Here is a 13675-nt window from a genome sequence, read left to right on the forward strand (position 1 = left end):
CATGGCAAAGAAGTGGTTGAACAAGGTGAAGTGGGACGATAACGGTCTGGTGCCGGTGATCGTCCAGGAGACGGGCTCGAACGATGTGCTGATGTTTGCGTTCATGAACCGCGAGGCGCTGCAGCGCACCGTGGAGCTGGGCGAGGCCGTGTTCTGGTCCCGCTCGCGCAAACGGCTGTGGCACAAGGGCGAAGAATCCGGCCACGTGCAAAAGGTGCATGAAATCCGCCTGGATTGCGACGAAGACGTTGTACTGCTCAAGGTCACGCAGGTCGACAGCATCGCCTGCCATACCGGCCGGCATTCGTGCTTTTTCCAGAAGTTCGAAGGCGATGTGGAGTCGGGCGACTGGCAGACGGTCGAGCCGGTGCTCAAGGACCCGTCGACGATCTACGCCGCAAAATCATGACGCAGCAAACAACCCAGGCCGACCTGGCCGACGTGCTGGCGCGCGTCGCTGCGACACTGGAGTCGCGCAAGCCCGAAAATGGCGGCGATCCGGAAACGTCATATGTCGCCAAGCTGTTCAAGAAAGGCGACGACGCCATCCTCAAGAAGATCGGCGAGGAAGCCACCGAGACCGTGATGGCCGCCAAGGATGCCCGCGCGGCAAACCTTGACGGGCAGGCGGTGGGCAAGGTTGTGTACGAGGTGGCCGACCTGTGGTTTCACACCATGATCTTGCTGGCCCGCTTTGGCCTTTCGCCGGCAGATGTCGTCAACGAACTGGCGCGCCGCGAGGGAATGTCTGGCTTGGCAGAGAAGGCTGGCCGCAAGGAGTAGCATTACGCATGCCGCCCGGAACTGGTCCGGGCACGGCGCAACGCTGGAGGGCACGATGGCGACGGACTACACCTCGCAAGTTACGACGACTGCGGACAGCGACAAGCTCGATGGGCTGCGCAAGCTCACCCACATCCTCTATGCGCTCTACGCGATTCACTGGGTTACGGGCGGTATCACGGCGCTGATCGCAATCATCGTCAACTATGTGAAGCGGGACGATACGCGCGGCACGTTGTATGCGTCGCATTTTGCTTGGCAGATCCGTACCTTCTGGTGGTCGATCCTGTGGTTCGCGGTGGGCGGTTGCATGTTCTTGACGGTGTTGCTTTTCCCGGTCGCGATCGGCCTGTGGAGCGTGTTGTCACTTTGGATGCTGTATCGTATCGTCAAGGGTTGGCTCTATCTGAACGACCGCAAACCGATGTATCCGGGCGAGCAATTCTGAGACGAGCGGGAATTCCGTGCGCGGTAATGCCGGGTGGTGCGCCACGCAAGTACGAACGCACCGACACGCTGCAACAAAAACTTCATGAAATCCCAGGACAATTGCATCTTCTGCAAGATCGTGGCCGGCCAGATCCCGTCCAACAAGCTGTATGAGGACGACGAGCTGCTGGCTTTTCACGACATTCATCCCAAAGCGCCGGTACACTTTCTGGTTATTCCGAAATCGCATGTCGATTCGCTGGCAGACTGCAGCGCCGGCGACGCGGATGTGCTTGCTAGAATGATGCTCAAGGTGCCAGAACTGGCGCGCCTTGCCGGCTGCAACAATGGCTTCCGGACGGTGATCAACACCGGCACGGACGGCGGACAGGAAGTGTTCCACCTCCATTTGCATGTACTCGGCGGTCCGCGCGATCAGTGGAAATCACCGGCGTTCTGAGAATTTTTGCAGGACAGCCAGGGCATGAGTCAGGTCGGGCTAGAAAAATGGCCCTGCCGGTTGTTGCGTCGGCCACCGTCGCCCGCCGCAACTTTCGATGGACGGAACTACGGGGCCGGGCGGTAAGTTTCCGACGCCCGCGGCTTTATCAGGAGCAAGAAATGGGTTCGTTAAGCATTTGGCACTGGCTGATCGTGCTGGTGATCGTCATGCTCGTCTTCGGTACCAAGAAGCTGCGCAATATCGGCCAGGATCTGGGCGGCGCGGTGAAAGGCTTCAAGGACGGCATGAAGGAAGGCAACGCCGAAGAAGCGGGCGGTCAGGCCGCACCGGCCAAGGAACTGCGCGATTCCACCACGATCGACGTCGAAGCCAAGGAGAAGTCCCGTCAGCAATAAGCTGTCGGCGACTTTTGGCTTGTCAGTCATCCTCCCGGCGGCCGCGCATGACGCGGCTTGCCTGCCCCGTTTCCCTGTTCCGATGTCCGCATGATCGATCTCGGCATTTCCAAGCTGGCACTGATCGGCGCCGTTGCGCTGATCGTGATCGGCCCTGAGCGTTTGCCGAAAGTCGCGCGTACGGTTGGCGCACTGGTCGGCCGCGCGCAGCGTTATATCAACGATGTGAAGGCCGAAGTGAGCCGCGAGGTGGAACTTGAAGAACTGCGCAAGATGCGCACCGAATTCGAGACCGCCGCGCGCGATGTGGAGCAGACGATCCACAAGGAAGTCAGCGAGCACTCGCAGGCGCTGAACGACGCGCTGGGCGGAACCGACTCGCGCGCGGACGCGGCGGGGTCCAGTGGCACCGACGTCTCGGCCGGATATGTCCCGAGCTGGGATAGCGCGCACAAGACGCGCAACGGGCGCAAGAGCTGGCGCGTGAAACAGGGCGCAAGGCCGATCTGGTTCAAGCGCCAACAGAACACGCGCGTCTGGGTGCAGTCCGGCGCGGCCCGCGTCAAGCGTCATCGCCCGGCCAGCGGCCGTAACCGATCCTTCTTCGAGTAAGCATGTCGGGCACTCCAGATCCCAACGACGAATCCCAGCAAGAAACCTTCATCTCCCATCTGATCGAACTGCGTGAGCGGCTGGTCAAGGCGGTGGCAGGGGTCGTCATCGTCTTTCTCGGCCTGGTTTACTGGGCCGCGGAGATTTTCAACCTGTTCTCGGCGCCGCTTACCCGGTCGCTGCCAAAGAATGGGCGCATGATCGTCACCGATGTCACTGGCTCATTCTTTGTGCCGATGAAAGTGACGATGCTTGTTGCCTTTTTGATCGCGTTGCCTTGGGTGCTTTACCAGATCTGGCGTTTTGTTGCGCCGGGCCTGTATCAACACGAAAAGAAGCTGATTCTGCCGCTGGTGAGCAGCAGCTATTTCCTTTTCCTGTGCGGCGTGGCGTTCGCGTATTTTCTGGTGTTTCCTACCGTGTTCCATTTCATGGCGCACTACAACGCACCGCTCGGCGCCGAGATGTCGACCGACATCGACAAGTACCTGAGCTTTGCGATGACCACCTTCCTGGCCTTCGGCATCACCTTTGAAGTACCGGTGGTGGTTATCGTGCTGGTGAAGTTTGGCGTGGTGGAACTGGAGAAGCTCAAGCAGATCCGCCCGTACGTGATCGTCGGCGCATTTGTGATCGCCGCTGTCGTCACACCGCCTGATGTGATGTCGCAACTGTTGCTGGCTGTACCTTTGATCGCGTTATACGAGCTCGGGTTGCTGATGGCGCGCTTTGTGACAAAACAGCCCCTCCATACGGCCGCAGAAGGCGAAGCTCAGGCCGATTAAGTTGCATCGGAAGATGTTAACGGCCTGTATCCCGCGGGTCTGAATGTCGGGTTTTGCACCAAAGTAGTGAAAATCCCCCCGATTGCTGTTGCTTCATCACAACAAGATCGGTCGGTAAACCGAGTTTACGGCGAAAAAGACTTCTGACGCGCCGGGGGGGTGACACATAATACGACGCAGACGTGAAGGTTAATGCGTCGCCCAAGCACTTGGGCAACCAAGATTTCCCAATCAGTTGACAAGGAAAGTGTCGATATGAAGATGAAACTGTTTGCAGCTGCCGTTGCCGCTCTGGCCGCCGGCGGTGCCTATGCCCAGTCGAGCGTGACCCTGTACGGTGTGGTTGACGCTGGTGTCGAATACCAAAACCATCAGCCGGGCGTGTCGGGCAGCCACGACGTGGTGCGTCTGAACTCGGGCAACATGTCGGGCAGCCGTTGGGGCCTGCGTGGCGTGGAAGACCTGGGCGGCGGCCTGAAGGGCGTGTTCGTCCTGGAAAGCGGTTTCAGCGTTGACACCGGCGTGTCGGGTCAAAGCAACCGTCTGTTCGGCCGTCAAGCCTTCGTGGGTGTGCAAAGCCAGTTCGGTACCCTGACCCTGGGTCGCCACCAAACGCCGTTCTATGACTTCGGTCTGGCCTTCGACCCGATGGCCATCTCGTCGAACTACTCGATCACGTCGCAAGGCACCGAGTTCCAGTCGCGTGCTGACAACTCGGTCAAGTACATCGGCACGTTCGGTGGCCTGACCACCTCGCTGCTGTACAGCACCGGTGCCAACACTGTTGGTACGGCCAGCGCCTACCAAGGTATCAGCGGCGAAGTTCCGGGTTCGTACAAGACCGGCCGTGAGTACAGCGCCAGCGTGGTTTACAACGGCGGCCCGTTCTCGATCGGCGCAATCTTTGACGAAACGAACCTGGGCAACCCGGCTATCGCTGGTGTTGACTCGACCCGCGCCAAGATCCAACGCGCTTCGCTGGCTGGTACGTACGCTTTCGGTCCGGCCAAGGTCTTCGCTGGCTACCGTTACGCTCACGCCCTGGACAACGCACGTCTGCCGGGCGGTACGCTGGCAAACGGTACGGTTGCTGCCAACGTGTCGAACCTGTACTGGCTGGGTCTGGGTTACCAGCTGACCCCGGCTCTGTCGCTGACCGGCGCAGCTTACTACCAAGACTTCCGCAACACCGGTGCTGATCCGTGGAGCTTCGTGGTGTCGACGGACTACGCTTTCTCGAAGCGTACCGACGCATACTTCAACGTGGCTTACACGAAGAACAAGGATGGTTCGACCCTGGGCCTGTCGGGCACGGGCGCTGCTGGTTCGGGCTTCGGCGCGACCAACGGTTCGGCCAACCAGTTCGGCGCTGTGGTTGGTGTTCGCCACAAGTTCTAATTTGACGCGGGTGTAAGCCCGCTTCAGATTCGGCTTGATGGAAACGCCGGCTTCCGAAAGGATGCCGGCGTTTTCTTTTGTGCGCGGGCTTTTAAGTGTCGGCCTCGCGTGTCGTAGAAGTCGATATCGTGTCCGGCTATCTTCGTGTGAGTCGCCCGAGCCTGTCAGGTCGGCACCATCGGCCGCGTCCGTAGCGCATCAGCTTGCCGCGCTCACTATGAGTCTGGAAAGGGCCGGCATGCTCGGCGCCACCCGCTCGACACTCAATGGCGCCCGGCTTGGGAACAAGGGGGGCGATCCACATACATACTGCGGACACTGGCGGCCGAGGCAAGCCAATTCGCCATCGGTAGCCAAAGCCCATCGAGGGACCGCTTCAGGCTGCGTGTTGCCCTTTGCGGACCGCGCCGGAAATCGCCCTGTATGCCCATTCGGTTCGCAGTCCTGCCGCAAATTTGCCGCGGATGCCATCATTCTCGCGCCGCCAAACAAAAAACCCCCGTCATTGCTGACGAGGGTTTGTCCTTGGCCGAGCTGTCATCGGGCGAGCTACAGTGGCTGTGCAGTCACTATCTTTACTCTTCTTCATCCAGCGGCATCGCGCGCCGCGGTGGCGGCGGCCGCTTGCCGATCGTGACCGCCAGATCGGCCGGCTTGCCTCTGCGGATCACCTTCATCTTGATCTCGGCGCCAGGCTTCAGTTGCGCAATGGCATTGAGCAGTGCTGTCGTATCCGTGATCGGTTGATTGTCGACCGATACCAGCACGTCACCCGGCTTCACTCCCGCCTTGTCGGCAGGGCCGCCCTGGACCACGGCGGCAATCAGGGCGCCTTCCTTCGCATCCAAACCAAACGATTCTGCGATTTCAGGGGTGAGATCCTGTGGCTCCACACCGATCCAGCCGCGCGTGACGCTACCAGTCGAGATGATCGATTCCATCACCTGCTTTGCGGTCGACACCGGAATCGCGAAACCAATGCCCAGTGATCCCCCGGAACGCGAGTAGATCGCGGTGTTGATGCCCAGCAGATTGCCTTGGGCGTCCACCAGCGCACCACCCGAATTGCCGGGATTGATCGCCGCATCGGTCTGGATGAAGTTCTCGAACGTGTTGATGCCAAGATGGCTGCGTCCCAGCGCGGAAACAATACCCATCGTCACGGTCTGCCCAACGCCGAATGGATTGCCGATGGCAAGGACGACGTCGCCGACCTTCACGTTCTCAATGCGACCCAGCGTGATCGCAGGCAGATCCTTGAGCGAAATCTTGAGAACGGCCAGATCGGTCTCCGGATCGGAGCCCACTACCTTGGCGTTAGCCTTGCGGCCGTCGGTCAGCGCCACCTCGATTTCGTCTGCGCCATCCACCACATGGTGGTTGGTTAGAATGTAACCTTCGGCGCTGACGATCACCCCTGAGCCCAGGCTGGAAACCGGCTCCTGGCGCTCCGGAAGCCGGTCGCCAAAGAAGAACCGGAACCATGGATCCTCAGCCTGCGGATTGGGCGAGCGCTTTGACCCGTTCTTGCTGGTGAAGATATTGACCACCGCGGGCATGGCCTCCTTGGCGGCGTCGCTATACGACCCCTGCGCAGCCGACCCCGCCACACTTGGCACGACTTCTTTCAGTGCGACGATAGGAGACCCGGATTGCACGGCCACCCGCCCGCGCTGTAGCCACTCGGGTTTGAGCGTGGCCACCACGAACCACACGGCTAGCACAACCGTGACAGCCTGAGCGAAGAACAGCCAAAAGCGGCGCAACATATTGGAGTTTTGAGCAGAAAATGAAAACAAAAGAGCTTGAATTGTACTTGAACGACCTGTTGGAGGTTTCCCGTTTCAAGGACTATTGCCCGAACGGACTCCAAGTGCAAGGCCGCGCAGAAATCGAGCATATCGTCACCGGCGTAACCGCCAGCCTGGCGTTAATCGACGCAGCGATCGATGCGGGGGCCGACGCCATCCTCGTTCACCACGGATATTTCTGGAAAAACGAGGACGCCCGCGTTATCGGACAAAAGCATGCGCGGCTGAAAAAGTTGCTTGCCGCCGATATCAATTTGCTGGCATTTCACCTGCCGCTCGATGCGCACCCCGAACTGGGCAACAACGCCCAGCTTGGCCTACAGCTCGGCATCGCGCCGAACGGCCGCTTTAGCGACGATCAATTGGGATGGACCGGGACGCTGCCCCAGCCGATGCCGTTGAGCGCGTTTGCCGCGCACGTCGGTGGGGTTCTGGATCGCGAGCCGTTGGCGATTGGCGATCCGGACCAGACGGTGTGGTCGATCGCCTGGTGTACGGGCGGCGCGCAGGGATATTTTGCCGCGGCTGTGGCAGCGGGCGTGGACGTATATTTGAGCGGCGAAGTGTCCGAACCGACCACCCACCTGGCGCGCGAGAGCGGCGTGGCGTATATCGCCGCGGGCCATTGTGCGTGAGCACGAGATTCGATGGATGCGCGAGCACGGTAATTGATGGTCGGCTGCGGCACCGTCCATCACCAATGTTGCGTGCCGTCGGGCAACGCTGATGGACGTGGCGATCTATCGCGGTGGACCGGATGCGGAGCAGCGGCACTGATGTAACAAGGGGCCCGGCGGGCCCCTTGTTACTGGATCAGAAGTCGTTATCTGCGAGATCGCCAAGGCCATCAGGATGCTCCTGCCGATCTTCGGCCAGCCACTGGGCCAAGGCCAATTGATAGTGAGCATGCAGACGGTCGCGCAGATCGTCGAGCAATTCGATCACAGCCCAGGCCTGCGCGGGCGTCCAGTTGGCATCAATGAGCAGGGGCAGCCCCTGGGCGATGCCGGATGGCTGGTGGAAGGTCATGGTGATGTCGTCGTTGTGTTGATGGACGTGGCGGCGATGGCCAACGGCGCCACTCACCGCCTGGCGCGGCGGTTCAGGGTTGCGCTGTAGGTTTCCAGATAGAGCTTCTCGTCGATCTGCGGTAGCTCCCGCTGCGCGGCCTGGGCCAGAAGCTCGCCCGCCAGGTTCATCAGGATGCGGTAATTGCCGGCGGCGTGCTCACACAGGGTCTGGCGCAATGGCATGGTCATCAGGGTGGCGTTGCCGGCGGCGGCCAGCAAGTGGTCCAGGCAGGCCTGCAGCTCGTCGATGCTCGCACTCTCCAGCGCCAGACGGCAGCGGATGCGGCTGCCCAGCGGGATCAGGTCCTCGCGGCTGAACTTCTCCGGCAGGCGAGCGTCGCCGGCAAGCACCACGCACAGCAGCAATTGCGAGTCGAAGCGTGCCTGTGCGAGCAGGCGCAGTTCCGAGAGGGCTGGCACCGCCATCTCCTGGGCTTCATCGATGAGCAGCACGCAGCGGCGGCGGCTGGCCTCCATGTGGGTGAGCCAGCGCTCGCGCAGCGCCTTGAAGCCGCCCCAGCGATTGTGGGGCTTGAGCGGTACGGTAAAGATGTCGCTGAGCTCGCGATAGAAGTCCGCCAGATTGCTCTGTGGGTGAGCGATCGAGCCGACCATCAGATCGGGGACGCGCATGAGGCGCTGATGGAGCAGGCGCAGCGTGACGCTCTTGCCGCAACCGGGGTCGCCATGCACCATGGCGAAGCCGCCTTCGCGGGCCATACCGTTCTCAATGCGCCAGCAGAAGTGATCGAGCTTGGGTGGCACGAACACGGCCTCGACGGGGATGTCCTGGGCGAAGGGGTTGAACTTCAGACCGTACAAGGCCAGCAGGTTGGGTTGATTCATAGCTTGGTGGGTGCGGGTGGGAGATAGGCCGGCGGCAGGCCGGTGGCGGCGTGTTCGGCGAGCAACTGACGCAGCAGCGGCGCAGTGCCAGCCTGCGCGGGTTCCTCGTTAGCAGGCGAGGCACCCTTGGCCGTGAGATGCGCGCGCCGTGCGTCGGCATTGGCAGACTTGTCCAGCGGGAACACGGCGGCCAGGATCGCGCCGATGCGCGCATCGATCAGGTCGACTTGGGAGAGATCCCAGCGCGCGTAGCTCAGGCAGACTTGCTCGAGGTGGCGGTAAGCGCCGGGGATCTCGAAGCGCACGCCGTCCAACGTGAAGGTGCCGTCGGTTCTGCGCTGGCGGCGATGCTGGCGGATACGGAAGGCCCGGCGCAAGGCCAGCGCCTCGGGACTGGGGCGCGAGACGTCGGCACAGGACAGGTAGCGCTGCAGAGGCGTCGCCTCGAGTTCGGCGTGTTCCTTGTGGTGGTATTCCTGCTCGACCCAGGCCTGCGTGGCGAGGTTCAATTGCTCCAGGGTGAGGTGCGACTCACCTTCGAGCATGGCCATCAGCCGGGACTCGAGCTGTCCCCAGAAGCGTTCCTGCTTGGCATTCTGGTATGGGCTGTAGGGCAAGGTAGTCTGGTGCAGGATGCCCAGACTGGCCAGCCCCTCGACGAACTCGTCGGCCATCATGGCTGCGCCGTTATCGGTCATGATGGCCCGCGGCAGCCCTCGCTTCATGATCGCCTGCGAGACGCCGTGCACCAGCGAGGCAGTGGTCTCGTCGAGGAACCACTGCAGGTGGCAGACCAGCCGCGAATGGTCGTCCATAATGCAGAGCAGCAGCGGCTTGTGCCACTGCCCATCGGGGGTGAGCACCTTGCGCGAACCATGGTGGAAGTCCAGGTGCCAGAGCGCGGCCACGTGGTCGACCTCGTAGCTACGCACCTCGCGTGCCTCGCGGCGAGCCGCAGCAGCGATGGCCCCATCCGTGCTCGAGCGCGGGGTTGGCTTGCGCACCAGACCCTGCGCCTTCAGATACCGGCACACCGTGGTGTAGGACGGCAGCGTGTCCGGGCCATCCTTGGTCGCGACGCGCAGGTTGTCGTAATGCAACTGCATGGTCCAGCCGGGGTGCTGACGGTACTGCTCGACCAGCGCTTCGATGATGGCTGGGCTCAGACTGACGAAGTGGCCGCAATCGTCGCGCAGTCGGTTCTTGAGTTGATCGACCGGATCCTGGACGTGACGGGCCCGGTAATACCAGCGTTCGATGGAAGACGCGCCGAACTGAACGTCGGCGCCGGTGATGGGGTGCCGCCAGACCTTGGCGGCCAGTGCCTGGAACGCTTGCTGCAATTCTCCTTTGGCAGGCGGCGAAGCCAGCAAAGGGCCAATGACCGAGAAGCGCAAGCGCGCCCATCGGTTGCGATGATCAATCGATAGTGACATGACTCTCCGTTGGGGGGATAACGGGAGCAGGCTACGGGCAGTGCGGGTGACCCGCCATCGACATGTTCTGCGGGAGATTCCCCTATCTGGCGCATCCCTCAGCCAGCGTGGTCAGGCCGGGCCCAGCAGCAGAAGCAACACCGCGGCCAGACGCTCGTCTTCGCTGTCGTGCTCGACCGATTGCAGCAGGCAGTCGGGATAGATGAACGGCTCGGGCGTTGGCGGGATGAGGCCACGCAGCCACCGACCGACGGGGGTCTTGGGGAAGGTCTCGGTCCACCACTGACGCCAGCGCTTGAGCGTGGCCCAACTGATCGCCGGCAGGCCGTCCAGGCAGGCGCCAGTGGCACGGCTCGATCGCAGTACCAGGACAATGGCCAGCCAGACACGCCGGCCGAGAAAGCGCACCGAATCGGGCGTCATGCGTTTGCGGCATCCGGCACAGCACAGGCTCAGGCGCGTATTGCAGTCCGGGTGTGCTGCCGGTGGGCATCCGCGCGGCTTACGCGGATAGTTGGCACTGTGCAGCACAGAGCCGCAATGGCAGCAGCCCCTGTCTCGCGCCACCTTCATCAAGTCTTCGTCGATCCGGCGCAACAGGGCAAAAAACGCTGGCGTTTGTAGCAAGGCATGGCACACTGCTGAGGTCTCCTTCATTGCTCGACACAATAAAGGCGACATCTTCCCTCAGGCGCGTGCATGCACGCTCCCTGAGGGAACCCCTCCAGCGTCCATCACCGTTCTTGCTCAAATCCCCACGCTTTCGGCATCACGAAAGCTGCTTATGCACAGCCATCACGCCACCGAGCGTTACGGCATTCGCGCAGTGGGGGAACATTTGTCGCAGCGCTTCGGCCTGCGCCATACGTTCATCGATATCCCGAACCCGGTCTGAACCGGGCCCGGGTCTTCCGCGAGAACCAAAAATCAGGCGCGCGGCGCCTGCAGGCTGTCGCGGATTTCGCGCAGCAGCTTGATGTCTTCAGGCGTTTCCGCTGGCGCGGGGGCTTCCTCGTGTTTGGCCCGCATCTTGTTGAAGCCACGAACCATCAAAAAGATGATGAAGGCCAGGATGACGAAATTGACCGCGATGGTCAGGAAGTTGCCGTAGGCAAACACCGGCACGCCGGCTTTTTTCAGCGCGTCAAGCGTGTGGGGGACATTGGGCGGAGGGTCCGCCAGCGCGATGAACATGTTGGAAAAATCCAGTTTACCTACCACGCGCCCCACCACCGGCATGATCAGGTCATTGACGACCGAATCGACGATCTTCCCAAAAGCCGCGCCGATGATGACACCCACAGCCAGGTCGATCACGTTGCCGCGCATGGCAAAAGTTCGGAACTCGCTCATCATTCCCATAGGCTTTTCTCCAATTTGTTGTTCCAGATTAACGTTTGCGTTCGAGTAAGACTGCATCATCGCAACCTCGAGTGCAAGTCTGGATGCCGCGTTCGAACGCCCCAACACCGATCCCATGACCGATTATCGGCGCGACGGCTATCAGTAGTTCGCCTATCGTCGCCAGATGTGCCTCAGGTATAATTTTTTGTTGACGCAGGATTCAATTGATGACATCCCCTGGGGTTTGGAATGAGTGACCAGCAGAACGTGAAGAACGTGGACAAAGGTCGCCGCAATTGGTTGATCGCGACATCTGTCGCGGGCGGCGTAGGAGGCGTAGCAGTAGCGGTACCGTTTGTTAGTACGTTTGCACCGTCGGAGAAGGCCAAGGCCGCCGGAGCGCCAGTCGAGGCTGATATCGGCGCGCTGAAACCTGGCGAGATGATGACGGTGGAGTGGCGCGGCAAACCGGTCTGGATTCTGCGCCGCACGCCCGAGATGCTGGCTTCGCTCAAGAAAACAGATCCCGAAGTGGCCGATCCAAACTCCGACGTGCCTTTCACGATGAAAACGCCGGAGTACTGCAAGAACGAAACCCGTTCCCGCGCAGACCACAAAGACCTGCTTGTCGTGGTTGGCATCTGTTCCCATCTGGGCTGTTCGCCATCGGGTCCGTTCCCGGCCGGCGCCAATCCCCAGCTCGGCGGCGATCCGGGCTTCCTGTGCCCATGCCATGGTTCCACCTTCGACCTGGCCGGCCGCGTCTTCAAGAACAAGCCTGCCCCGCAGAATCTTGACGTCCCCCCGTACCAGTTCCTGTCCGACACGAAAATCGTGATCGGCAAGGACGAGAAAGGAGAAGCGTGATCATGGCGGCCGAAAAAGAAGTCAAGACTACCGGGCTGCTGGGTTGGATCGACGCCCGCTTCCCCGCGACGCAGCTTTGGGAAGACCATCTCTCCAAGTACTACGCGCCCAAGAATTTCAATTTCTGGTATTTCTTCGGATCGCTTGCGCTGCTGGTGCTGGTGATCCAGATCGTCACCGGCATTTTCCTGGTGATGAACTACAAACCGGACGGCACTCTCAACGCCGCCGGCATTCCGGTGGCCTTCGCGAGCGTGGAATTCATCATGCGCGAAGTGCCCTGGGGCTGGCTGGTGCGCTACATGCATTCCACCGGCGCCTCGGCGTTTTTCGTCGTGGTCTACCTGCACATGTTCCGCGGACTGCTGTACGGTTCGTATCGCAAGCCGCGTGAGCTGGTGTGGATCTTCGGCTGCCTGATCTTCCTGTGTCTGATGGCCGAAGCCTTCATGGGCTATCTGCTGCCGTGGGGCCAGATGTCGTACTGGGGCGCTCAGGTGATCGTGAACCTGTTCTCGGCGATTCCCGTGATCGGCCAGGACCTGTCGCTGTTCATCCGCGGTGACTACGTGGTCAGCGATGCCACGCTGAACCGCTTCTTCTCGTTCCACGTCATCGCGGTGCCGCTGGTGCTGCTGGGCCTGGTCGTGGCGCACATCATCGCGCTGCATGAAGTCGGTTCAAATAATCCGGACGGCGTCGAAATCAAGGCGAAGAAGGATGAAAACGGCATTCCGCTCGACGGCATTCCGTTTCATCCGTACTACTCGGTGCACGACCTGCTCGGGGTTGGCGGATTCCTGATCATTTTCTCGGCCGTCATCTTCTTCTTCCCCGAAGTGGGCGGGTATTTCCTGGAGGCCAACAACTTCTTCCCGGCCGATCCGCTGAAGACGCCGCCGCACATCGCACCGGTGTGGTACTTCACGCCGTTCTACTCGATGCTGCGCGCCACCACGTCGAACTTCCTGCCGATCCTGTGGTTGTTCTTCGCGGTCGTGCTTGGCATGGTGTTCCTGCGCACGAAGGATGCGCGCGTCCGTATTGGCTCGGTGGCTGTGCTCGTGATCCTGGCCGTGGGCTTCTATTTCATCGACGCCAAGTTCTGGGGCGTGCTGGTGATGGGCGGCTCGGTGATCGTGCTGTTCTTCCTGCCTTGGCTCGACTGCTCGCCGGTCAAGTCGATCCGCTATCGTCCATCGTTCCACAAGTCGATCCTGATCGTCTTCGTGGTGGTGTTCCTGGTCCTGGGCTATTTGGGTGTGCAACCGCCGTCGCCGGTTGGCGAGAAGGTATCGCAGCTGGGTACGCTGCTGTACTTTGCCTTCTTCCTGACCATGCCGCTGTGGAGCCGTGCCGGCACGTTCAAGCCGGTGCCGGAGCGTGTCACGTTCCATCCGCACTAAGACGCCGCGCGACACTACAAGAGGACAAGG

General features: G+C 61.2%; 16 protein-coding genes and 2 pseudogenes. 12 read left to right on the top strand and 6 right to left on the bottom strand.

What is annotated here, in order from left to right; translation table 11 throughout:
- Nucleotide 1 precedes the first annotated feature (1 nt).
- From hisI to AC1RKI_RS25160, 8 genes are all read left to right on the top strand, one after another.
- Nucleotides 2-409: a phosphoribosyl-AMP cyclohydrolase gene (gene hisI, locus AC1RKI_RS25125; protein ID WP_061956580.1), complete on the top strand. Its 408-nt coding sequence runs from the start codon at nt 2-4 to the stop codon at nt 407-409.
- Complete coding sequence (locus AC1RKI_RS25130; protein WP_341248652.1) at nt 406-783, top strand: phosphoribosyl-ATP diphosphatase; 378 nt, start codon at nt 406-408, stop codon at nt 781-783. The genes hisI and AC1RKI_RS25130 overlap by 4 nt, the downstream gene beginning before the upstream one ends.
- 55 nt (nt 784-838) lie before the next feature.
- Nucleotides 839-1231 carry a DUF4870 family protein gene (locus AC1RKI_RS25135; RefSeq protein WP_061956441.1) on the top strand — a complete coding sequence of 131 codons (393 nt, stop codon included), beginning with the start codon at nt 839-841 and terminating at the stop codon, nt 1229-1231.
- 84 nt (nt 1232-1315) lie between these two features.
- Nucleotides 1316-1672, top strand: coding sequence for a histidine triad nucleotide-binding protein (locus AC1RKI_RS25140; protein WP_061956439.1), 357 nt, complete (start codon nt 1316-1318; stop codon nt 1670-1672).
- A gap of 161 nt (nt 1673-1833) precedes the next feature.
- Entirely contained in the window at nt 1834-2070 is a 237-nt protein-coding gene (tatA, locus tag AC1RKI_RS25145; protein ID WP_061956437.1) for a Sec-independent protein translocase subunit TatA, read from the top strand.
- Nucleotides 2071-2160: 90 nt separating this feature from the next.
- Nucleotides 2161-2682 carry a Sec-independent protein translocase protein TatB gene (gene tatB / locus AC1RKI_RS25150; RefSeq protein ID WP_061956435.1) on the top strand — a complete coding sequence of 174 codons (522 nt, stop codon included), beginning with the start codon at nt 2161-2163 and terminating at the stop codon, nt 2680-2682.
- A 2-nt stretch (nt 2683-2684) separates the two neighbouring features.
- Nucleotides 2685-3467, top strand: coding sequence for a twin-arginine translocase subunit TatC (gene tatC, locus AC1RKI_RS25155; protein WP_244786202.1), 783 nt, complete (start codon nt 2685-2687; stop codon nt 3465-3467).
- A gap of 255 nt (nt 3468-3722) precedes the next feature.
- Nucleotides 3723-4865, top strand: a complete 1143-nt coding sequence (locus AC1RKI_RS25160; RefSeq protein ID WP_061956431.1) for a porin — start codon at nt 3723-3725, stop codon at nt 4863-4865.
- Between the two features lie 575 nt (nt 4866-5440).
- Here AC1RKI_RS25160 and AC1RKI_RS25165 read toward each other — a convergent pair.
- Nucleotides 5441-6634 (bottom strand): Do family serine endopeptidase, encoded by a 1194-nt coding sequence (locus tag AC1RKI_RS25165; RefSeq protein WP_227458824.1) that lies wholly within the window; start codon nt 6632-6634, stop codon nt 5441-5443.
- Nucleotides 6635-6654: 20 nt separating this feature from the next.
- Here AC1RKI_RS25165 and AC1RKI_RS25170 point away from each other — a divergent pair.
- Nucleotides 6655-7308, top strand: a pseudogene (locus AC1RKI_RS25170) (Nif3-like dinuclear metal center hexameric protein); the annotation flags it as partial.
- A 181-nt stretch (nt 7309-7489) separates the two neighbouring features.
- Here the strand turns inward: AC1RKI_RS25170 and AC1RKI_RS25175 are convergent.
- The 4 genes from AC1RKI_RS25175 to AC1RKI_RS25190 all read right to left on the bottom strand — a co-directional run bounded on the left by AC1RKI_RS25175 (nt 7490) and on the right by AC1RKI_RS25190 (nt 10451).
- Entirely contained in the window at nt 7490-7705 is a 216-nt protein-coding gene (locus AC1RKI_RS25175) for a hypothetical protein (protein ID WP_011229369.1), read from the bottom strand.
- A 53-nt stretch (nt 7706-7758) separates the two neighbouring features.
- Nucleotides 7759-8592, bottom strand: coding sequence for an ExeA family protein (locus AC1RKI_RS25180; protein ID WP_008651548.1), 834 nt, complete (start codon nt 8590-8592; stop codon nt 7759-7761).
- On the bottom strand, nt 8589-10028 hold the full coding sequence (locus tag AC1RKI_RS25185; RefSeq protein ID WP_008651549.1) for an IS481 family transposase: 1440 nt from the start codon (nt 10026-10028) through the stop codon (nt 8589-8591). Before AC1RKI_RS25185 ends, AC1RKI_RS25180 begins: the two co-directional genes overlap by 4 nt.
- A gap of 111 nt (nt 10029-10139) precedes the next feature.
- Nucleotides 10140-10451: a hypothetical protein gene (locus AC1RKI_RS25190; protein WP_008651550.1), complete on the bottom strand. Its 312-nt coding sequence runs from the start codon at nt 10449-10451 to the stop codon at nt 10140-10142.
- A 370-nt stretch (nt 10452-10821) separates the two neighbouring features.
- Here AC1RKI_RS25190 and AC1RKI_RS25195 point away from each other — a divergent pair.
- Nucleotides 10822-10923 (top strand): annotated as a pseudogene (locus AC1RKI_RS25195) (Nif3-like dinuclear metal center protein); the annotation flags it as partial.
- A 32-nt stretch (nt 10924-10955) separates the two neighbouring features.
- Here AC1RKI_RS25195 and mscL read toward each other — a convergent pair.
- Nucleotides 10956-11390, bottom strand: a complete 435-nt coding sequence (gene mscL / locus AC1RKI_RS25200) for a large conductance mechanosensitive channel protein MscL (protein WP_061956425.1) — start codon at nt 11388-11390, stop codon at nt 10956-10958.
- 231 nt (nt 11391-11621) lie between these two features.
- Between mscL and petA the strand changes: the two genes are divergently transcribed.
- Together petA and AC1RKI_RS25210 are read left to right on the top strand one after the other, a co-directional pair.
- Nucleotides 11622-12239: a ubiquinol-cytochrome c reductase iron-sulfur subunit gene (petA, locus tag AC1RKI_RS25205; protein WP_061956423.1), complete on the top strand. Its 618-nt coding sequence runs from the start codon at nt 11622-11624 to the stop codon at nt 12237-12239.
- A 2-nt stretch (nt 12240-12241) separates the two neighbouring features.
- The gene (locus AC1RKI_RS25210) at nt 12242-13645 is read left to right on the top strand and encodes a cytochrome b (protein ID WP_404991973.1); all 1404 of its coding nucleotides are present in this window, start codon (nt 12242-12244) and stop codon (nt 13643-13645) included.
- Nucleotides 13646-13675: the final 30 nt, after the last annotated feature.

This window comes from Cupriavidus sp. GW822-FHT06G04 (assembly GCF_058799075.1).